The sequence below is a fragment of the Paenibacillus tengchongensis genome (assembly GCF_008973665.1).
Lineage (GTDB): Bacteria > Bacillota > Bacilli > Paenibacillales > Paenibacillaceae > Paenibacillus_AQ > Paenibacillus_AQ tengchongensis.
On record NZ_WACP01000003.1, the window covers coordinates 80,828 to 101,878 of the forward strand.

Consider the following 21,051-nt stretch of genomic DNA (forward strand, 5'->3'; position numbering starts at 1 on the left):
AATTGCAGGTCACGACTCAGAAACGAAAATTGGAGAACTCTACAGATGCAGCTTCCGATTACACAGGTGCTACCTGAACTGAAACAAATATTAAATAACGCTCCGGCGGCGGTGCTGATCGCCGAACCCGGAGCAGGCAAGACCACGGGAACGCCGCCGGCACTGCTAAACGAACCGTGGCTGGCGGGCAAAACGATATTGATGCTGGAGCCGCGGCGGCTCGCGGCCAGGTCGGCTGCGGCTTACATGGCGGCGGCGATGGGTGAAAGCGCAGGCCAGACGGTTGGCTACCGGATGCGGCAGGAGACGAAGGTCGGCAAGCATACGCGGATTGTCGTGGTGACGGAAGGGGTGCTTACCCGGATGCTGCAAAGCGACCCGTCGCTCGGAGATGTCGGCCTGATCATCTTCGACGAGTTCCATGAGCGCAGTCTGCATGCCGACCTGGGGCTTGCTCTGGCGCTGGAAGCGCAGGCGGTGCTGCGCGAGGATCTGCGTATTCTGATCATGTCGGCGACACTGGACGGTGAGCGCGTCTCGGAGCTGCTCGGCGGGGCGCCCGTGGTGAATTGCCCGGGCCGGACCTATCCGGTCGAGACGGTCTATCTGCCGCCGCGCAGCGATGCCGGGCCGGAGCAGGCGGCGGCTGCCGCCGTCCGCCGGGCGCTGGCGGAGAGAAGCGGGGATGTGCTGGTGTTCCTGCCCGGTGAACGGGAGATCCGCCGTACGGAAAGCGAGCTGTCCCGTTCCGCCCTGCCGCCGGGGACGGTGCTGCGCCCGCTCTACGGGCAGCTTCCCCAGCCGCTGCAGGACGCGGCGGTGGCGCCTGCGGTGCCGGGCGAACGCAAGGTGGTGCTGGCGACGTCCATCGCCGAGACCAGCCTGACCATCGAGGGCGTGCGTACCGTGGTCGACACGGGGCTCCGCCGGACGCAGGTGTTCTCGCCGCGTACCGGCATGCCGCACCTGGCCACCGTGCCGGTATCGAAGGCGTCGGCGGACCAGCGGCGCGGCCGGGCGGGCCGTACCGCCCCCGGCGTCTGCTACCGGCTGTGGAGCGAAGCAGAGCATGCCCGGCTTCCGGACCATAGTGTGCCGGAGATCATGGAGACCGATCTGGCGCAGCTCGCCCTGGAGCTGGCGCTATGGGGCGTGCGCGAGCCGGGCGCACTGCTCTGGCTTGATGCGCCGCCGGCCGCGCCGTACGCGCAGGCCACGGCGCTGCTGCGCCAGCTCGGCGCGCTCGGCGACGGCGGCGCGATCACGCCGCACGGCCGCCGCATGGCTGCGCTGGGCGCGCATCCGCGCGCCGCGCACATGCTGCTGCGCGCGGCGGAGCTTGGCCAGGCGCCGCTCGCCTGCCGGCTGGCGGCGCTGCTGCAGGAGCGGGACCTCTTCAAGGGTCCCGCGGCGCAGGACAGCGACCTCACGCGGCGCGTGGAGGCGCTGCTGCGGTACGAGCGCTCCGCCGCCGACACGGGCGGAGCTGACCCCGGGCTCCTGCGCGCAGCGGAGCGCGAGAGCCGGGCCCTGCAGGCGCAGCTGGGGCTTCAGCCCGCTGCGCCCGTGGACAGCAGCGCCGCAGGGCTGCTGCTGTCCTTCGCCTACCCCGACCGGGTCGGGCAGAAACGCGGCGACGGCGCGTTTCTGCTCTCCGGCGGCCGGGGGGTGGCCTTGCGGGAGGGGCAGCCGCTGGCGCGCGCGCCCTATATCGTGGCGGCCGGCGTGGATGACGCCGCCGGCCAGGGGCGGATTCTGCTGGCGGCGGAGCTGCCGGAAGCAGAATTGCTGAAGCACCACAAGGATGCATTGACTGAAGAACGCGAAGTGTACTGGGATGAGCAGAGCGGCAGCGTGCAGGCGCGCAGGCGGACCCGGTTCGGTGCCCTGATCCTCAAGGAGACGACGCATGAGCGGCCGACGGCGGAGGAGACGGAAGAGGTACTGCTAGCCGTCATTGCCGGAGAGGGGCTGCATCTGCTGCCCTGGGACAAAGGAGCAGTCCAACTGCGGCAGCGTATGGCGTTTATCGGCAAGCTGCGCGGGGATTGGCCGGACATGTCGGACGAAGCCTTAACGGCGGGGCTTGGCGAATGGCTGCGGCCATACATTCAGGGGATGCGCAACCTGAGGGATCTCCAGCGTGTACCGCTGGCCAGAGCGCTGGAAGGTATGCTCGACTGGCCGTCCCGCCAGGTGCTGGAGAAGGAAGCGCCTACGCATATCGCTGTTCCCAGCGGTTCCCGGGTAGCGCTGGATTATACCGACCCGAAGGCGCCGGTGCTCGCCGTCAGATTGCAGGAAATGTTCGGCGCTCTGGATACACCGCGGATTGGCGGCGGCAAAGTGCCGGTGCTGCTGCATCTGTTGTCCCCGGCCAGAAGACCGGTGCAGGTGACCTCCGATCTGGCCAGCTTTTGGCGCAGCACCTACTTTGAGGTCAAAAAGGATCTAAAGGGCCGGTATCCCAAACACTACTGGCCGGACAACCCGCTGGAGGCCGTTCCGACCAGCCGGGTGCGCCCGCCTAAGTAAGCCGCCTAAGTAAGCCGCCTAAGTAAGCCCGCCTAAGTAAGTCCGCCTGACGGTTCGGACACCTATTTAAGATGCGAAGGCTGAGGTGGGGGGATGGCACCGAAGGAGTAGCAGCGTCAGTCCGTAAGCTTACCGGCAGGGTTAGCTGCTATCGGATAAGTATAAGCTATTGGGACTGGAGGAGCGGCGCTATCCGTTTGAAGGCCTGCCGGCAGCAATCTGCTGATGGGCTAGTCTAATATTAATGGACTAGCCTAATGATGATTAGCCTAATGTTGTGGACTAGCCTAATGTTGGTGGACTAGCCTAATGTTGGTGGACTAGTCTAATGTTGGTGAACTAGTCTAATGTTGGTGAACTAGCCTAATGTTGGTGGACTATCCTAATATTGATGAATTAGCCTAATGCTAGTGGATTAGACTATTGTTGATGGACTAGCCTATACTGTTAGATTATTCTAATACCAACTCATCAGCATTAGCTGTTGCCGGCCGTCGTAGACTGCTAAAAGCAGCTAATGACAAGAATTCGGGGGCGGACAGCATCGCGCGTCCAACCTATCCGGCAGCAACATTTAACAGCATAAGGTTCAGGCGAAGTTCTTTTAGTGCACTACAAATAGTTCGATTTTTGTACACTAATTTTGCTGTTTTTACGGATAACTGATGGCTAATTCGATTATCGCCACTTAATTTGGACGATTTTGACGTAATAGTTTAGTTACAACCATATTAAGTGGCGGATATCCAACTAAGTTGGTGATAATCTGCGTATTGGCTGAATTAGGTGGCGATTTTCCAACTAATTGAGTTGGCAGTTAACTGATTACTTCCCGAATAGCGTAGTTATCAATAATTTCGCTGACTGGTGGCAGGCCGAAGTGAAGACACGCGGAGTTCACTTGCCTGCTTTACCGGTTTTCGTTATATCGGCTTAACCGGGCAAACCATCCAACCACCAAACCAACTAACCATCCACACAAATTTCCCGTCTAACCCCCTTCTCGTCTACCCCCTTCTCGTCTACCCGGCTTCGCTGTAGTCATTTGATTAAGTAATATCTCCTTCATCGCCATTGCGCTGTTTGATCCGTGCGGCAAAGGGTAATAAGTAGCGAACGACAATTACGAAGGAGGGCTTCAAGTGGCTAACAAAATAGTAGGTGTTTTTGCGAGTGAACAAGAAGCGACCAGAGCAATTGAAGAACTGCAGAGCAGGGGCGTTCCTACCGATGAAATCTCAGTCATAACACGCGACCGTGATGATATGCGAAATATATCTGAGGATACCGGAACATTGGCACCTGAAGGGGTAGCGACTGGCGCGGCTACAGGCGGCGTGGTCGGCGGTGTAGCCGGGCTGCTCGCCGGTATCGGTGCACTGGCCATTCCGGGCATTGGACCGATACTAGCGGCTGGACCAATCGTTGCTACGCTTACCGGCGCAGCTATCGGCGCGGGAGCGGGCGGACTCGTCGGCGGCCTGATCGGGCTCGGAATTCCGGAGGATGAAGCGAGGGAGTATGAGAGCTTTGTTGACCGGGGCGACATTCTCGTTCTCGTCGAAGAGAGCGGAAACGGCCGGGCCATCCATGACGTGTTCCGTAACTTTGGTTCACTGAACACTGACCGGTATAACACTGTCTATCCCGACATTCCTCCGGTGGACAGAGGTTCGGTCACTACGGAACAGCCAATGGGTTCCGGAACCTTGAACAGCCGCGGTACGGTAGACCCGACGGTGGATCCGGAGTTCTACAACCGCAACCGGCTGTAAGGAATCTTTCTCTTAGCAAATAATTAAAAAGAATATATAGAAGCGGCGCTCCGGCATGAACCGGGGCGCCGCTTTTACTTTATAAGAGTAAGAAAAAAAGTGTTATCCTGCCGGCGTAAGCTTAAGCTGACAGGCAGATAAATCGGATGCAAGTCAGAAATATATGAGGTTGCCGGAAAACGGCAGCCTCATTTTGTTGGTGCAGCTGTTATCCTATGATGCGACAAGCCAGTTAGGCGAGTGGGAAATACAATTTCCAAAATATATATTTACTTTTAAGCGTATATAAATTACTTTTAAAAGAAAACGGGTGGTGTATTAAAATGGAAGAGCTGCATCTTAACGCTGCGCTCCTGCGCAGCCGCGTGCCCAACCTAACGGCTGCAGCGAAAGCGATAGGGCTGCGTCCGGCAACCGTATCCAACCTTTGTACCGGCAAGATTCCGCTGGGCCGGGCGGAGGTCCGGACGCTGGCGGCGCTGGCTACGCTGGCCGGCTGTACAATGGATGAGCTTGTCCTTCGAGGACCTAGGATGGAGCTGCTGGAGACCGGGATCAAAGTACTCGATTTGCTTGCGCCAATCGTACGCGGGGGCATTACCGGGGTCGTCGCCAGGCCAATGACCGGCCAAATGGTCATGCTTGCGGAGCTGATGCTCCGGCTTCGCCGGAGTGGTGCGCACACCGTATTCTGGAAGCCTGCACTTGACGTGCCTGGGATTACAGACGTTGAGCAGGCGGCCGACGATGTTTGCGGCAGCAGCGATGACGTGATCCGGTGCGCTCAGCTGCTGGCCCCTCAACAAGATGTCGTACTTGGTGCCGACCGTGAAGCATCGCTTTCGGGCGAGTTATTCGAGCTTCAGGAACGCATGAAGTCTGCAGGGGCAAAATCCGTTACCATACTGCTTGTCGATGCCAGAGGAGTTGCCGCCGACGAGGATATCCCCTACGGTCCGCTGGATACCTATCTGAAGTTTGATACGGAGTTAGCGTCCCGCGCAATGTATCCCGCCATCAACCCGGTCAGTTCGACATCCGTCTTGCTTGAAGGCGCACAACTCGATCCGCTGCACATCCAGTTGCAGCAGTCGGCCAGGAAATTGATGCGCCGCTACAGGGAATTGCGCCCGGTCGTTGCGGCGCAGGGTGCAGAGCGGTTACCGGAGCCAGAGCTCAGGCTGTATCACAGGGGAGAACGGCTGGAGGCCTATTTGACACAGCCCTTCTTCGTCGCCGCCCCTTATACGGGCAGAGCCGGTTTGATCGTTCCGCTGGAATCATTGCTCGCGGATATTCGCTCCGTTTTGGCTGGGAATTTGGACACAACAGAACCGGACCGGCTGCTTTACATTGGCACGTTTAATGGGACTGTATCGAACAAGGAAGAAGGGGGCGGAGCGTAATGGTGATTTTAGCTGAAAGCTGGAAGCTTACCGGGGATCTGGCACAGGATCGGGAGACTTTTTTTGACACAGCCTTCCATAAATTCGCGGAGAGGTACCGCCTTGTGGAGCCGGAGGTTAGTGCTTTTGTTAAGGAGCAGGAGCGTGAGGCTCGCATCCTTAGAGAGTTGGAAACGCTGCGGAACCGTTTCATGGACCGGGAGAAACCGCCACTCTATGGCGTTCCGGTCGGCATTAAGGATTTGTTTCATGCCGATGGTTTACTTACCGGAGCGGGATCTGAATTGCCTTCGGAAGTATTGACGGCCGGCGAAGGGAGCCTGATTCACAGACTTCGTGAACAAGGCTGTTGGGTGGCAGGCAAGACAGTAACGGAGGAATTTGCATACGCAGGGCCGATTCCTACCCGGAATCCGTTTGCGCCGGATCGGACGCCGGGCGGTTCCAGCGCGGGGGCGGCCGCCTGTGTCGCGGCCGGCATGTGTCCTGTCGCGGTTGGCACCCAGACATTGCGGTCCGTAACGGCCCCTGCCTCCTTCTGCGGAGTCACAGGCTTTAAGCCGAGTTATGGCCGTATTCCGATGGACGGGGTGATACTGCTGGCGCCATCGTTCGATACCGCTGGAATCTTCACTGCGGATGCCGGTTCAATGGCTGCGGTTGCACCTTTTTTCATTTCTGAGTGGAAGGGGGCATGGCAGGGGAGGGAAGTGATTGATCCGGATCGCAAGCCTGTGCTTGGTATCCCTAATGGCATTTACATGAAGTTTATGACTGACGAGGTCCGGTTGGCATTCGAGAAGCAGGCAGCGACGCTCATTCAAGCAGGTTATAGCGTTCGGACCGTCGATATGCCTTGGACTGACGATTTCATCTACGGGGATGCCATGCTGCGTTTCGTTCAAGGCGAAATGGCCCGGGTGCATGAACCATGGTATGGAGAACACAAGGAACGGTACAGGGAAGTGATCCGGCAAGCCATCGAGCTGGGAAAAACTATCGGTGAGGAAGAGCTGGACCGCTATCGCAGAGGACAGCTATGCTTGCGTTCTGAGCTGGCGGAGATCCGGCGCGCACAAGGGATCGACCTTTGGATTTCACCGGCACAAGGGGACGTGGCTCCGCCCCATGGCGGACGTACAGGCTTTGCGGGCATGACTTCGATTTGGACGTATGCCGGGTTGCCGACAATCAGCCTGCCTGGAGGACAAGCAGAAGGGCTGCCGCTCGGCTTCCAGTGTATCGCTGAATTCGGACAGGACGAATTCCTGCTGCACCATGCTCAGGGGATAGCACAATTCATATAACGGAGTCTAATCAGCCACCGGCAGACAGCTCCATAGCGTGCCGGTGGCCATATTACGCTACGGAAACGATAACGAATAACAAGCCAGCGATAAATAGGAGTTAGCACAGATTTCCCATCGCATTTTCCAACCTGATAGCTGGAACCCTACCTTTAACCAACTTATACGAAAACAAGCCACTACAAAACAAACCTCTATTAAATCAAACTTCTATTATCCTAATCTCAACATATGAAAAATTCACAACAGAAAACACATCATCCCTCCACGTACCTACATACCCATACAACATACCTCTCCGAACCTATTTACAACAATCAGTCGAAAAAGGATGCAATAAGAGTTCTTTCAGGTTGTGAAAGTTGGAAAATAGTGCTTATATTAAAATGTAATAGATTTTAACAAATTCAAGTGCATAGGCCGGCGGCCTTGCAGGAGGTGCTTCGTAGGTGGCGTTCATGATTGCGCAAAGAGCTTTCATTAAAGTGTATTTGATTACAATGGTGGAGCAGCATAAAGGTTATGGTTATCAGATGCTGGAGGACTTGCGGAGGGATTTTAAAGCTCACGGCTATTCTCCGCCCCAGAGTGAGATTTACCGGGCGCTGCACGAACTGGTCCAGGAGGGGATTCTCTACCGTACCAAACAGCTGAAGGGCAACGACCCCAAGGTGGATTTTCAGGAAATCGTTCTTTATCATTTCACTGCAGAGGGCGAGGAGAAAGCCAGATTGTATAAAAAGCAGGTAAAGACAGACCTTGACCGCTGTCTTGGCATCCTTAATAAAGCGGTCAAGGATAACTACTGAATTCAGGAATCCTGTTCCTCTCTATCCTTTCCAGGCGGCGTCACCGGCGAGCTGGCGCTGCCGTAATCCTCAGCTGCTTCCCAGGCGCCGGCGTCGTCGAACCGTCCGCTGTTCTCCTGGCGGCCTTCGCCTGCCCCGGATGGAGGCCGGGTCATTACCTGCTCTTCGACCGGCCGGTCGCCTCCTGCGGCATTGCGGTCCGGTACATGGTTTACAGCATAAGGAGTATACGGAATAGCTTCAAGCCGTTCGTAAGGAATCTCCTCCTTGCTGATTACACAAATCCCGTAAGTGCCATCCTCTATCCGCTGAAGCGCGGCTTCGATTTCTTCACGCTCATCATTCAGCGAAGCATTGATCGCAAGATCGCGGCTGCGCTCAAAGGTTTCGGTACCGACGTCGGCCGGGTGATTGTCAGCGGCGGATAATTCTCCGGTAGAGACTCTTAGCGAGTCGCCCAGCAGGCTGTCTTCCTCGCCGTTTTGCGTAAAGTGCGCTTCCAGTTCAGCTTTACGTTCCTCCAGTGCCTTTTTTAGTTCTGCAACCTGTTCATCGGTCAAATGGTTCATGGTGTCATCGTCCTTTCTGCTTCCAGCGGGAGTATTATTGCTGCGTATTTTAACCTTACCCTATTCAAACGGCGGGAAATCAGCGGACCTTAAGTCCCGCAGAGTGCAACTTTTGTGATATTTTCAGGTCGCTTTCCCCCTGTTATAATGATTACTATTGGAGACACAGCATAATTTGGAGGTTACTTAGATGGACGAACATATGAGACGGCGGCTCGACAAGCAGAGAAAACTGTTCAGCCAGCTTGGCATTAATCTGGACGCACTTACGATTCACGAGAAGGAATTTAATGTGAAGCTCCGCGGTTATGATGCAGAGGAAGTCGATACATTTCTGGACACGGTCATCAAGGATTACGAACGCTTTTATGCAACGATTGCCGATTTGATGGACAAGTGGCAGGAGCAGCAGATAGAGCTGCGCGATCTGAAGGCCGAAGCCAAGACGGCGGCGCAGACGCCGGTCATTACCCACCGGGGCATCGACCCCAAGGATCTGGAGGAAGTGATTATCCGGCTGGAGAGCAATGTGCGCCAGTTGAAGGAGAAGATTCAGCACACCGAGAGCTACTTGTAAGAGGACAACCAGCAACCTAATTGGAGGTTTGAACCTTGTTGCCTAATGCCAAAACTTGGGGCCTCAAAATACGGGGTAAAATTGCCCTGGGTTACGTTGTAATTCTGCTGATGCTCGGTCTGTTTCTGATTGTGGTCTCCGGCCGCATTACCGATCTGGAGGAGGAGACCCGATTCCTCAGCACCCATGACATTCAGGTTCATGAGCTGTCGTATGTGCTGGAGAAGAATGTGCTGGATATGGAGACAGGCCAGCGCGGTTATGCCCTAACCGGCCTGAACGACTACCTGGAGCCTTATACTTCCGGATTGGTCGAATGGAAGCTTAACTATTCAAAGCTGAGCGAGCTGATCAGGGACAATCCGGAGCAGCTGCAGAACCTCAATAATATCAGGGATAGTATTGAATCATGGATCAATGAGGCGGGACAGCCGGTAATCGAACTCAAGCGCAGCGGCCAGAATGCAGCGGTCGCGGCGTATTTCCATAACGATCAGGGGAAGCCGATACTTGATCTGGTCCGCTCCCAATCGGAATACTTCCGGGGAATTGAGCGTGATTTAACAGAAGCGCGGATCGGGAGCTTAGAACGCAGTAATAACAGACTTCTGATTACAATGTATATTCTGTGGTCTATGGTAGCCGTTCTCGCAGCCATCATTACATATCTTATCGCATCAAGCATTGTGAAACCGCTCCGCAATGTGATTAACGTGATTAACGGCATCGCCTCCGGTGGAAGTATGGCCGAGCGGATCACGGTGCGGACCATGGACGAAATTTACGAGCTGGCCGAGTGTACGAACGGTCTCCTTGAATCGGTGCAGCGGCAGCAGTGGCAAAGCGAGCAGCTGGCCCAAATGTCCATGGCGCTGCAGGAAACGCAAGACCTCGCCTCGTTATGCCGGACTTTTGTCAACAAGCTTGCAGTGATGCTGGAGATTCAATATGCCGCGATCTATGTGGCAGATAAGGATGGGCGCTACAACCGGATCTATTCTTACGCCGGAAGTGAGCTATATGAGGTAAAGGTGGGCCTGGAAGGCTTTATGCCGGGCGAAGGGGTGATCGGCCAATGCATTCTGGACAAGAGCATTAAGCGGCTCGAGGATTTACCTGCGGATTATATCAGCATTAACTCCGGGCTCGGCCGTACCGCACCGCGGTCGGCGGTAGCCGCACCTCTCGTATTTGAGAATATTGCTTTGGCAGCGGTGGAAGCGGCTTCGATCACCCGCTGGAGCCCCTATCATATGGAGCTGTTCACCAAGCTGCTGGAGCTTATGGCCATCGCGCTGCATACCACATTGAACCGGATTGAAATTCATCAGCTCTACGGGGAATCACAGGTAATGAATGAGGAGCTGCAGGTGCAATCGGAAGAACTGCAGGTGCAAGCCGAGGAGCTGCAGGGACATACCAAGGAACTGCTGGAGCTGAACAGCGAGCTTGATGAACGCAGGGAATCGGCTGAGAAAGTGGCCCAGGAGCTCGAACAGTATAACGTGGAGCTGGAACGGAGTTCCCGCTACAAGACGGAGTTTCTGGCCAATATGTCGCATGAACTCCGCACACCGCTGAACAGCATGCTGATTCTGTCGCAATTGCTGGCCGAGAACCGCAACGGGAATCTAAATGAGGAAGAACAGGAATACGCGACGGTAATTCACAACTCGGGCAGCGATCTGCTGGCAATGATTAACGACATCCTTGACCTTTCCAAGGTTGAAGCCGGAAAAATGCTGGTAGAAATGGATGCTGTCAATCTTACGGAGCTGCCGGCTATGCTGAAAAGCTATTTCGGCAAAACAGCGGAGCAGCGGAAGCTGCATTTTGCAGTGCGGATCGGGGAAGGCGTGCCGGACCTGTTCTTCACTGATGAAATGCGTCTGCACCAGATTCTGCGTAATCTGCTCTCCAATGCCTTTAAATTTACGGAAAAAGGCGAAGTAGAGGTGGACATTTCATACCTCTCATCCTACGGTGACGGGGAGTACCGGAGCAGCGGACCGGTTCTGGCTTTTGCCGTCAAGGACACCGGCATCGGAATTTCCGAAAGCAGCCGCAAGCTGATCTTCGAAGCGTTCCGCCAGGCGGATGGTTCGACAGCGCGCAAATTCGGCGGTACCGGACTCGGCTTATCCATTTCCTTGCAGCTGGCCAGGCTGCTGGACGGGCATATCGCCCTGGAGAGCCGGGAAGGCACCGGCAGCACCTTTACGCTTTATCTTCCTTGCCGTACTTCGGAAGAGAGTGAAGCAAGCCCCGGTTCAGAAGCCTTACAGGCTCAGGCCGCAGCCTCCAGCGAGGACGGCCGGACCGGACCGGAGAAGGGCAGGCAGGCAGATTTATCTGCGCACGAGAAAGACCGAGCACGGCTGCAAGGCAGAACCGTTCTGATCGTGGATGACGATTCACGCAATATTTTTGCCATACAGCAAGGGCTTGAGCCATACGGGATGAACATTTTAACGGCGCAGACCGGGTTTGAATGCCTGCAGATTGTCCGGGAACAGCCGGATGTGGACATCGTTCTGCTGGATATTATGATGCCCAACCTGGACGGGTATGACACACTGTCGATTATCCGCGAGGAGCTGCTGCTGCCCGATCTCCCGATCATTGCGATCTCCGCCAAGACCATGAAGGAAGAACGGGAGAAATGTCTTGCTGCCGGCGCGAATGATTTTCTCAGCAAGCCTGTCGCCATCCGGGAAGTGGTCACCCGCATGGGCCGGCTGCTTAGCAGCACTTGACAGTGATAGGATAGCCAGGAGATAGCAAGGGGGATGGCGATCATCTCCCTTTTTGCTGTACGAATGATTTAATATAGAATAAAATCCGGCAATCCCTTGCAATATCTATAATACCTAGTATAATACTTGGTATATAAGGATTAAGGAGTCGGTTCTCATGTCAGTCGATGATTATCTGGATCTTCTAAACTATGCCAAAGCTATACAGGATGAACAGTGGCAAGCTGACATCATTGAGAAGTTAAAGAATTATAATGCACTCACGGAGAATACGAAATGGGACGATATGCACCGGCTGTGGACCCGTTTCGATCAGGTTAACCGGACATTGCTGGAGCTGTTCGAACGGCTGCGGGAAGAAGAGGATAACGAAGACAGCGGGCAGTGGAAGGAACAGATTTGGGAGCTTAAGCTGGAGCGGATTACGCTGGCCAAACAAATTCAGGAGCGGTACATCAAGATCAAATAACGTTTTTGGGCATAAAAAAATGGCATGCAGTTGTCTGCTCTGCCATGACTTGCGAATAACCCGTCAAGGTGAATTTAGCGGATTCACTTTAACGAAACACCTAATTACTTAGACATTTGCATTCCTTCACGCATCATGGTCATGCACTGGGTCATCATTTCGTCGCAGTCCTGCATCTTCTTCATCATCATGTCCATATCCATGTCCATCATGTTCATTTCGGCCATCTTGTCCATGCACATCTTCATACAGTTCATCTTGGCCATCATGTCTTCCATGCACATGTTCATCATCATTTCCATACACATCTTTTCCATGGGTTGTCCACCTTTCATAATTAGAATAGATTACTTTTTGAATTTACTATATTTACCTGGATGCTTCAACAGAAAATAAGCCATTTTCAATAAAAATATTCATTTTTGTCACAAATATGGATATTCAGACCTTGCTTATGAGCTTAATCTGATTACTAAACATTTCACACGTTGGAATAAATACAGCAGAAAGCGCCCCATTTCAATCCCTTTAAGGGCATAATGGGGCGCTTTTGCGCAAATTGCTTATGGCCGCTGTCATTTCAAAGCCTCAAGCTCAATCCACTCTGAGGACCAATTGCTGATCTCGCCGAGAATAGGAGCCAGGGCATTGCCTTTGTCAGTCAACGAATATTCAATGCGCACGGGAGTTTCCGGGTAGACGGTACGCTGAATGATGCCTTCCTGCTCCATTTCCTTCAGACGGTCGGACAAGACTTTGCCGCTGAGACTCTTCAGACAGCCTTCGATTTCCCCGAAGCGGCGCGGGCCCTGCATCAGCACAAATACAATCAGAGCTACCCAGCGTTTGCTGAGCACGTCGACCGCTCTTTCAAAACGCGGACACATTTCAAACTCATTCATTTAAACACCACCTCTGCATTCATTATATCATAAACTTACAATAAGTAATTAAAAATATTTATCTATATTTTATAACTTGACGAAGTTATATTACAATGATAAACTAACTTACAAATAGTTACTTGATGTTGAGATGATTAATTTTTAGATATATTCGGATAGGACGGTGCACAAATGATCAGACCTGATATTGTAAATATACTGCAGCAAAAGATCAAACGGATTACAATGGACAACTCCGGGGTCATCCTGGTAGGACCGATAACGTTGCCGGTTAATCTGGACGGGGAGACCGTTACGTTTAAATGGTACAGCTGGCTGAAGACAGAGGATGCGGAGCTCCTGCAGGGCGACTCGCCGGAAGCTACAGAGCTGCTGATTTCGCGGCTGTCCTCCATGCAGCTTGCCGACGGCCAGCAATCCAGCGTTCTGGTCTACGGTGATTTTGAGTATGCCGACAATGCGCTGGTGCGGATGCACAGCATTTGCCATACCGGCGATATCTTCGGCAGCAAGCGCTGCGATTGCGGCTTCCAGCTGCGCCAATCCATGCGGATGATGGTGCAGAACGGCTCAGGAGCGCTGTTCTATCTGGCTAATCATGAAGGCCGGGGCATTGGACTGTTCAGCAAGGCCATGGCCTATCTGCTGCAGGAAGAGGGCTATGACACCGTGGAGGCCAACCTGGAGCTTGGCTTTGCCGATGATTCCCGTGATTATACGGATGCTATCGCAGTTCTCCGCAGTCTCCGCCACAAACCGGTAACGCTGATTACGAACAACCCGAAGAAGCTTGAAGCCTTGAAGGCTGCCGGCATGAATACAGGCAAGCGTGTCCCGTTATGGGGAGATGTATCGGCATTTAACGAGAAGTATCTGCGGACCAAGGTGGCCCGTTCGGGGCATCTGGAAGCAGCTAAAGGTACGGAGTTTTTTGCCATCTAAATTCGCTATTTAAAATAGGGATTGTTCCATAAAACCCCTGCAAAGAAGGTGAGTATGCCCGGCAGTATAGGGCTGCACTTTGCGGGGGTGTTTTTGCGCCCTGAATGCCGGCGGGAATGCTTAAGATCAAAATGGGTAGTCCTTTGGCCGCCCGTGCATTATAATGGAGAACTGAGCCCCAATTCCAAGTCTAGCGAGGTATATTATGAATGCGATTGAAGTGCAGGACTTGCGTAAGACATTCAAAGTCCAAAAGAACCGCGAGGGCCTCAAAGGGGCCTTCGCTGATTTGTTTAAACGGCAATATTCCGAAGTCACTGCGGTAAAGGATATTCACTTTACGATTCCGCAAGGGGAAATTTGCGGGTACATCGGCGAGAACGGCGCCGGTAAATCCACCACGATCAAGATGCTGACCGGCATCCTGGTCCCGACCTCGGGAAGCGTGAAGGTCGGCGGTTATGTGCCTTACCTGGAGCGCGAACGGTTTGTACAGGAGATCGGCGTCGTATTCGGGCAGCGCAGCCAGCTGTGGTGGGATATCGGAGTGATCGAATCCTTCCAGCTGCTGCGCAAGGTCTACCGGGTTCCGGAGCAGGATTTCCGCAAGCGGCTGGATGAGCTGGTGGAGCGTCTCGCGCTGCAAGACCTGCTGAACCGGCCGGTGCGCAAGCTGAGCCTGGGCCAGCGGATGCGCTGCGAGCTGGTGGCGGCCTTGCTGCATAATCCGGCGATTCTGTTCCTGGACGAGCCGACGATTGGTCTGGATATTGTGGTCAAGTCGGAGATCCGCGACTTCCTCCGCGATATGAACCGTGAGCACGGCACGACCATTCTGCTGACAACCCATGATCTGCAGGATATTGAAGCGCTCTGCTCGCGGGTCATTATGCTGGATGACGGCCGGATTATTTATGACGGCGGACTGGAGGAGCTCAAGCAGCGCTGGGGCACCGGAGTCGAGGTGCAGTTCCAGTTCGGCACACCGACCAAATTGCCGCAGCTGGAGCAGTGGTCGGCCGAAATGCCGGTCAGCTGGACGGCGGAGAACGAGCTGGGCGCGAAGGTGTGGATTCCCCGGGACCTGAACGTGTCCGATCTGCTGGCCAAGGTGGTCGGCAAAGCGGATATTACCGACATCAAAATCATCGAAACCAACACGGACGACATCGTCCGCAGCATCTATCAGTCCGGCTCGGCGGAGAAGCCTGCGGAACAGACCGCTGCTGATCAGGACGGGAAAGAGGCCGTCCATGTCTGATTCCTTGATGGCCCCGGCAGGGGGAGGATCCGCTGCAGGCCCGCAGAAGAGCGGGCGGGGACTGCTGCTGGGCGCTTATTTCGATTTTATCCGCATCCGCTTTCTGACCATGCTGGCTTACCGCGTCAATTACTATTCGGGGATTCTGATTTATACGCTGAACATCGGGGTCAACTACTTTACCTGGAAAGCGATCTACGGGGGCGGCGAGTCACTAGGGGGCTTTACAGGCGCACAGATGACCACGTATGTCGCCGTCTCCTGGATGGCGCGGGCTTTTTACTTCAACAATCTGGACCGGGAGATTTCGACCGACATCCGGGACGGCAGCATCGCGATCCAGTTCATCCGTCCGTATAACTATGTGCTGGTCAAAATGATGCAGGGCCTCGGCGAAGGGCTCTTCCGCTTCCTGATGCTGATGATTCCCGGCATGGCCATTGCCATGCTGCTCTTTCCGGTACAGCTGCCGACGGAGCTTTCGTCCTGGGCGGGCTTTTTAACGATGCTCTTTTTCAGTTTCCTGATCAATTCACAGATTAATGTCCTTACCGGGCTGTCCGCCTTCTTCGTTGAGAACAATGAGGGGGTTATGCGGATGAAGCGGGTGATCGTCGATCTCTTCTCCGGCCTGATCGTGCCGATCAGCCTGTTCCCGGGCTGGCTTTCGAAGGTGCTGGAGGTGCTGCCGTTCCAGGCGATCACTTATCTGCCGGGCTCCGTCTTCACGGGCAGAGTGCAGGGAACGGGAATTTGGAGTGTCCTCGGGATTCAAGTGATCTGGTTCCTGATTCTGCTGCTTCCGATCATCGCTTTATACCGCGCGGCCCGCAAGCGGCTGTTCGTACAAGGGGGTTAAGGAAGGATGTATTATCTTGGACTGCTGGGTGAATATTTGAAAAATTATATGAAGACCCGCCTGACCTACCGCGCGGATTTCTGGGTGGAGATTGTCTCCGACCTGTTGTTTCAGGCCGTGAACTTCATCTTTATTCTTGTCATCTTTATGCATACGGACAGTCTGGGCGGCTGGAGCCAGAACGAAGTCATCTTCGTTTACGGGTTCTTCATGGTGCCGTACGGCATCTTTGGCTGCTTCATTAACCTGTGGGGGTTCAGTGAGCGCTACATTGTCAAAGGCGAGATGGACCGCGTGCTGACCCGGCCGGCGCATAATCTGTTTCAGATTTTCCTGGAAAATGTGGACCCGCCGGCGCTGGCCGGCTCGCTGATCGGCATAGTGGTGATGATCATCAGCGGAGGCAATCTCGGTCTGTCCCTGGAATGGTGGACCCTTCCGGCGCTTGTGCTGCTGAGCGTCAGCGCCGTGGCGATTTATACGGGCATTTATACGGCGCTGACCTCTTTGTCGTTCTACTCCGACGCTCCTACGGGAATTCTGCCGCTGATGTACAACATCCAGAGCTATGGGCGTTATCCGGTGACGATCTATAACCGGGCGATTCAGGTGCTGCTGACCTGGGTGATTCCATTTGCTTTTGTCGGCGTGTATCCGGCAGCGCTCTTCCTGGAGCGCGAGGAGATGCGGAGCATGGCGCTCCTTACGCCGGCTGTAGGCGCCGTCTTCTTGACGGTTGGCCTATTGTCCTGGAACCATGGCGTGCGAAAGTACAAGGGAGCCGGATCGTAAGCATTAAGCCTACTGTTAGTAAAAATAAATGCATAGCTGGCTACTGGCAGGCGGGCATATGCCCGCCTGTTTGTTTATATCCAGTCTCGTTAAAAGAATGTAAAATTCGTATTTGGAGATAGGCAACGGCCTTTGAAGCCCTCATAATAGGCATGAGGAGGAGGGGATACAACTTGTATATCATAGGAATTGATTTAGGCGGAACCAACATTAAAGCGGGACTGTACACAGAGGCCTACAGCCCGGTTGCAGAGCTGTCGATCCCGACGGAGGCGGCAGAGGGTCCGGAGCATGTGTTGGCGCGGATCCGGCAGGCGGTGGGCCTGCTGCTGGAGCAAAGCGGTGCGGGCGTGCAGGAGATCCGCTGCATGGGACTGGGCATACCGGGTCTGCTTGATCCGGATACGGGAATGTCGCATTTCTCGCCCAACTTTCCGGGCTGGGAAGAGGTGCAGGTGGTCCATGAAATGAACCGCCACTATCCGTTCCCGGCTTACATCGACAACGATGTGAGGGTCAATCTGTACGGGGAGTGGCAGTTCGGTGCAGGCAGAGGGGCGGACAACCTGGTGCTGCTGACCCTGGGAACCGGGCTGGGATCAGGAATTATACATAACGGCAAGGTGCTGTACGGGACGACCTTCAGCGCAGGCGAGATCGGGCACATGAATATGTACCACAGCGGGCGGCCCTGCCGCTGCGGCAGCTCCGGCTGCCTGGGGCGGTATGTTTCAGCCGTCGGCATGACGGTTACGTTCAAGGAGAAGCTGGCCGCTGGCAGGGAGAGTATCATTAAGGAGTGGACCCGGGGCGATGAGCAGGCGATCACGGCGAAGCTGATCTCCGAAGCCTATGATGCGGGCGACGCTTTGGCGGTGGAAGTAATGGAGGAGACCGGGACGCTGCTGGGCTTCGGCCTTGCGAATGTGATCAATCTGCTCAACCCGCAGCTGATCGTCATCGGGGGCGGGATGGCGGCCGCCGGTGAACGGCTGCTGCGCAGTGTACGGGAAACGGTGAACGGACATGCACTGAAGCTTTCGGGCGGTGCTTGCCGCATTGTTCAGGCGGAGCTGGGCGGCCGGGCAGGTACCGTCGGCGCGGCTTATTACGCCAGCATGCGGCTTGGCGCGGAGAGCTGAGGAATTTTACGCACTTGATGGAAGCATGCTATGTTATAAGCACTTAGACGAACCGGCAGGAGGCTCCAGATGAAACGAGACATACAGCATGTGCCGTACGGCTATGAACCGCCGAAGCAGGAGCGCAAGGGAACGCTTGTGTTCTATGATTCTTTTGAAGACATCACGGACCAGGAGCTGGAAGCGGCGGCAAGAACCGCCGCAGCGCGGAAATTCGTCAAGCTGGTGCTTTATCCCTTGCACGAGGAGACGGTCCGGCGGATGACGAAGCAGCCGGTGCAGGCTTATTACAAACGGGAGGACCGTCTCCATGAATGGCGCAGGGAGCACGGCAGCCCGCTGATTACGATTGAGAGTCTGGAAGGCAAGCGGAAGAAGTACACGCCGCTGGATTCGGCGCTGCGCCATATCAGCGAAGTATATCCTGCGCCGTATTTTCTGTACCTGACGCCGGAAATGGCCAATCTGTTCGCTTCTTATTCGTCTTTTGAAGGCTGGATCGTCAAGATCCGGCTGATTCTCTCCGCAGCGCCGGAGCAGCTTCATCCCCGTCTGGAGCGGTACAGCCACCGCTGGGATGTGGCCGAATCTTAAGGACGGCTCAGGTTGAAACCGGGCAGCAGCCAGATCGTTACGGTAATAGGAGCACGACTGGCATCAAGCTGTCACAGCAAGAAAAAGGCCACCCCGGAGTACCCGGGAATGGCCTTTTTTTGCAGCACTATTTATTTGCGATCACAATCCGAAATGGTTACGAATCTGCCAGAATTGCCCCTCAACACTCAAACTCGCGGTTCTTTCCAGGGTTTTGATCCCATGCTGAATACAGGCATTTCTAATCCTGCGGGAGAAATCAATCATACTTTGATTCCCCTTAATGATGCTTTCCGCCGGATTGGCCGTCAGGTTGATGACATCCAGTATCATCCGGTGGTCTTCCCGGTAGTAATAGAGCCTTTTAATTTCTTCATCAGAGGTGTAGAGACAGATCATCCGCTCTTTAGGGATAAAGGGCAGAATCCGCTCAGGCATAATGCCTAAGTCGATGATAATTGGCGTTTCTCCAGGCATTCTCAGTAAATCGATAACGAAAAACTCCATCATTTCTTCCGCAATCTGCAGCAGCCATTCAGCCAATACACATGCTTTAATTGTTCCTGCAGGTAGTTGTCATTTACTTTCACTCTATGCCCTCCTCAAAATGTTAGTTTTGAGGGAGACGGCGGATTCGGATCGGTTTTTTATAATTGTGGAAATGCACCTTGGAATCCTCCTTTCCGAAGGGTAAGTATAGGATTCCAGCAATTGGAGGCCAATTCCTCTTTTCGATGCACAACTTTTTCCTGTTATTATATTGCAGTTGGAAGGATGAGTACGGGGATCTGGTACCATCGCGGGCAACGGACTCCAATGACCTAATTTTATTGTTCCGGCCGGTATGCTGAATCCTTACGGACACCAGCGCTTTTATTTTATGATGAGCGCATACATTGAGGGCTTGGGGAAGAATAACGTCATCTGGGTCCGTACGGCGGGCAAGCGAGGGCTTTTGGCAAAAATAACGTCTCCTCGGTCCGTCAGCGGCGAGTGGTGCTGTCCAAGGTTGGTGTGGCCCTTCGCGTGCGGAAAGAAGCCGGGGCCATTCGTGTACCTGCTCCGGCCTCAGCACAGGAAAGCCCGACTTAACTCGCCAGGCTTAATGGCTGTTTCTCCCGGACGCAGCTTTACGCCGGTGCAGAACCATTCTCCACTGGTAATGGATAAAGCAGCCGATGCAGAAACCAAAGATGGCGACAGTGGCAGCGACGGCAACCATGGCGGTGAAAATATATGCGGCGGTGGTCCAGCCTGCCAGAAAGCTGATGAGACCTCCGGCAAGGCAGAAGACAGCGATGCTTTGGTTAAACTGCTGCTGTTCCCAGTCTTCAAGGATATAAGCGGAGCGCTCCTTGCGTAAGAATGGTGCGCCCGCTTTGATCACGGGATTATAACCAAAGATCAGGCCTGAGAGTCCGGCAGCCAGCGGGAAGGCCAGAAGCAGGTGCCAGCCGGTAACCCAGGCAAGCAGGACTGAACCGACAATAAATCCCTGATTAAGCTTGACTAAAGGGCGGGGGATCGCTTTATTTAATGGTTGTGTGCCCATTCAAAACACACCTTTCTTATTGGATTAATATAAGTATAATCCATCTTTACAATTGTAACAATTGGTTTTCCTTGCCGTTCTAAACATTGATGTTGTTTAATTAAAATTTTACTATTTTAGGATTGACACATTTCCGATTTTTGTGGTTTTATTATGTAGACCGATTGTTATAAAAGTAAAGGAAGTGTCGGGTGTGTCGAACAAGCACAATGCACGCGAGGCGATCGTGGACAGTGCATCCCGGTTATTTTTTACACAAGGCTACCATGCTACGGGATTGAATCAGATCATTAAAGACAGCGATTCGCCCAAAGGGTCTCTTTATTACTATTTTCCCCATGGAAAGGAGGAACTGGCGGTAACCTGCATCAAGCGTACCAGCGATGTGGTCGCCGAGAAGCTGAAGACAGAGGTGGATAAAGCGGGCAGCGCCGCCGCCGGGGTGCAGGAATTCATTCTGGGCATGGCGCGGGAAGCCGTGGAATCCTCCTTTGAGGGCGTGGTTCCCTTCAGCTTCTGGCTGGCGGTGGAAACCTCCTGTATCAGCGAAGAGCTGCGAACGGCGTCGCAAGCGGTATTTCACGATTGGCAGGAAGTGATTGTACAGCGTTTGATGGCCGAAGGCGAGGAGCAGCTTAAAGCAGAGGCCAAAGCATCGGCGGCGATCTCGCTCTTTGAGGGGGCGCTGATCCAGGCGCTAACCCGGCGCAGCGAACAGCCGCTGCTGGCGGCTGCCGAATGTGTACCGGCCGTACTCGGCTAGAGGCGAGATTGCGGAAATTCGAAAGACCCTGAAAGAAT

Annotated in this window: 20 protein-coding genes; 15 read left to right on the forward strand and 5 right to left on the reverse strand. The window is 54.4% G+C overall.

Features of this window, described 5'->3' with window-relative positions:
- Positions 1–45 precede the first annotated feature (45 nt).
- The 5 genes from hrpB (at position 46) to F1381_RS06115 (ending at position 7,832) form a co-directional block, all read left to right on the forward strand.
- On the forward strand, positions 46–2,535 hold the full coding sequence (gene hrpB, locus F1381_RS06095) for an ATP-dependent helicase HrpB (RefSeq protein ID WP_151733940.1): 2,490 nt from the start codon (positions 46–48) through the stop codon (positions 2,533–2,535).
- Between the two features lie 1,142 nt (positions 2,536–3,677).
- Positions 3,678–4,310, forward strand: coding sequence for a general stress protein (locus tag F1381_RS06100; protein WP_151733941.1), 633 nt, complete (start codon positions 3,678–3,680; stop codon positions 4,308–4,310).
- Between the two features lie 323 nt (positions 4,311–4,633).
- Positions 4,634–5,716, forward strand: a complete 1,083-nt coding sequence (locus tag F1381_RS06105) for a P-loop NTPase family protein (RefSeq protein ID WP_151733942.1) — start codon at positions 4,634–4,636, stop codon at positions 5,714–5,716.
- Complete coding sequence (locus tag F1381_RS06110) at positions 5,716–7,023, forward strand: amidase (protein ID WP_151733943.1); 1,308 nt, start codon at positions 5,716–5,718, stop codon at positions 7,021–7,023. The genes F1381_RS06105 and F1381_RS06110 overlap by 1 nt, the downstream gene beginning before the upstream one ends.
- 449 nt (positions 7,024–7,472) lie before the next feature.
- Positions 7,473–7,832, forward strand: a complete 360-nt coding sequence (locus F1381_RS06115) for a replication termination protein (protein WP_151733944.1) — start codon at positions 7,473–7,475, stop codon at positions 7,830–7,832.
- Between the two features lie 2 nt (positions 7,833–7,834).
- On the opposite strand, the gene F1381_RS06120 is transcribed toward F1381_RS06115, so the two are convergent.
- Positions 7,835–8,401, reverse strand: coding sequence for a TraR/DksA C4-type zinc finger protein (locus F1381_RS06120; RefSeq protein WP_151733945.1), 567 nt, complete (start codon positions 8,399–8,401; stop codon positions 7,835–7,837).
- A gap of 190 nt (positions 8,402–8,591) precedes the next feature.
- On the opposite strand from F1381_RS06120, the gene F1381_RS06125 reads away from it, so the two are divergent.
- The 3 genes from F1381_RS06125 (at position 8,592) to F1381_RS06135 (ending at position 12,203) form a co-directional block, all read left to right on the forward strand.
- The gene (locus tag F1381_RS06125) at positions 8,592–8,978 is read left to right on the forward strand and encodes a DivIVA domain-containing protein (protein ID WP_151733946.1); all 387 of its coding nucleotides are present in this window, start codon (positions 8,592–8,594) and stop codon (positions 8,976–8,978) included.
- Between the two features lie 38 nt (positions 8,979–9,016).
- Positions 9,017–11,734: a CHASE3 domain-containing protein gene (locus tag F1381_RS06130; protein WP_151733947.1), complete on the forward strand. Its 2,718-nt coding sequence runs from the start codon at positions 9,017–9,019 to the stop codon at positions 11,732–11,734.
- Between the two features lie 157 nt (positions 11,735–11,891).
- A complete protein-coding gene (locus F1381_RS06135) occupies positions 11,892–12,203 on the forward strand; it encodes a hypothetical protein (RefSeq protein WP_151733948.1) in 312 nt (103 codons plus the stop codon).
- A gap of 104 nt (positions 12,204–12,307) precedes the next feature.
- Here F1381_RS06135 and F1381_RS06140 read toward each other — a convergent pair whose 3' ends face one another.
- Together F1381_RS06140 and catR are read right to left on the reverse strand one after the other, a co-directional pair.
- Positions 12,308–12,520 (reverse strand): hypothetical protein, encoded by a 213-nt coding sequence (locus tag F1381_RS06140; protein ID WP_151733949.1) that lies wholly within the window; start codon positions 12,518–12,520, stop codon positions 12,308–12,310.
- 258 nt (positions 12,521–12,778) lie between these two features.
- Positions 12,779–13,105, reverse strand: coding sequence for a catDE operon transcriptional regulator CatR (gene catR / locus F1381_RS06145; RefSeq protein ID WP_151733950.1), 327 nt, complete (start codon positions 13,103–13,105; stop codon positions 12,779–12,781).
- Between the two features lie 174 nt (positions 13,106–13,279).
- Here catR and F1381_RS06150 point away from each other — a divergent pair, with 174 nt between their 5' ends.
- The 6 genes from F1381_RS06150 to F1381_RS06175 all read left to right on the forward strand — a co-directional run bounded on the left by F1381_RS06150 (position 13,280) and on the right by F1381_RS06175 (position 18,698).
- Positions 13,280–14,050 carry a GTP cyclohydrolase II gene (locus F1381_RS06150; protein WP_151733951.1) on the forward strand — a complete coding sequence of 257 codons (771 nt, stop codon included), beginning with the start codon at positions 13,280–13,282 and terminating at the stop codon, positions 14,048–14,050.
- 205 nt (positions 14,051–14,255) lie between these two features.
- A complete protein-coding gene (locus F1381_RS06155; protein WP_151733952.1) occupies positions 14,256–15,311 on the forward strand; it encodes an ABC transporter ATP-binding protein in 1,056 nt (351 codons plus the stop codon).
- 64 nt (positions 15,312–15,375) lie between these two features.
- Complete coding sequence (locus tag F1381_RS06160; RefSeq protein WP_151734229.1) at positions 15,376–16,170, forward strand: ABC transporter permease; 795 nt, start codon at positions 15,376–15,378, stop codon at positions 16,168–16,170.
- 6 nt (positions 16,171–16,176) lie between these two features.
- Positions 16,177–16,962 (forward strand): ABC transporter permease, encoded by a 786-nt coding sequence (locus tag F1381_RS06165; protein WP_151733953.1) that lies wholly within the window; start codon positions 16,177–16,179, stop codon positions 16,960–16,962.
- 173 nt (positions 16,963–17,135) lie between these two features.
- Entirely contained in the window at positions 17,136–18,104 is a 969-nt protein-coding gene (locus tag F1381_RS06170) for an ROK family protein (RefSeq protein WP_246187924.1), read from the forward strand.
- Between the two features lie 69 nt (positions 18,105–18,173).
- A complete protein-coding gene (locus F1381_RS06175) occupies positions 18,174–18,698 on the forward strand; it encodes a hypothetical protein (protein ID WP_151733955.1) in 525 nt (174 codons plus the stop codon).
- Positions 18,699–18,839: 141 nt separating this feature from the next.
- Here the strand turns inward: F1381_RS06175 and F1381_RS06180 are convergent, their stop codons facing one another.
- Positions 18,840–19,241, reverse strand: a complete 402-nt coding sequence (locus F1381_RS06180; RefSeq protein WP_151733956.1) for a hypothetical protein — start codon at positions 19,239–19,241, stop codon at positions 18,840–18,842.
- Between the two features lie 559 nt (positions 19,242–19,800).
- Positions 19,801–20,250 carry a DUF4395 domain-containing protein gene (locus F1381_RS06185; RefSeq protein ID WP_151733957.1) on the reverse strand — a complete coding sequence of 150 codons (450 nt, stop codon included), beginning with the start codon at positions 20,248–20,250 and terminating at the stop codon, positions 19,801–19,803.
- 193 nt (positions 20,251–20,443) lie between these two features.
- Between F1381_RS06185 and F1381_RS06190 the strand changes: the two genes are divergently transcribed.
- A complete protein-coding gene (locus F1381_RS06190; protein WP_151733958.1) occupies positions 20,444–21,013 on the forward strand; it encodes a TetR/AcrR family transcriptional regulator in 570 nt (189 codons plus the stop codon).
- The last annotated feature ends 38 nt before the right edge of the window (positions 21,014–21,051 follow it).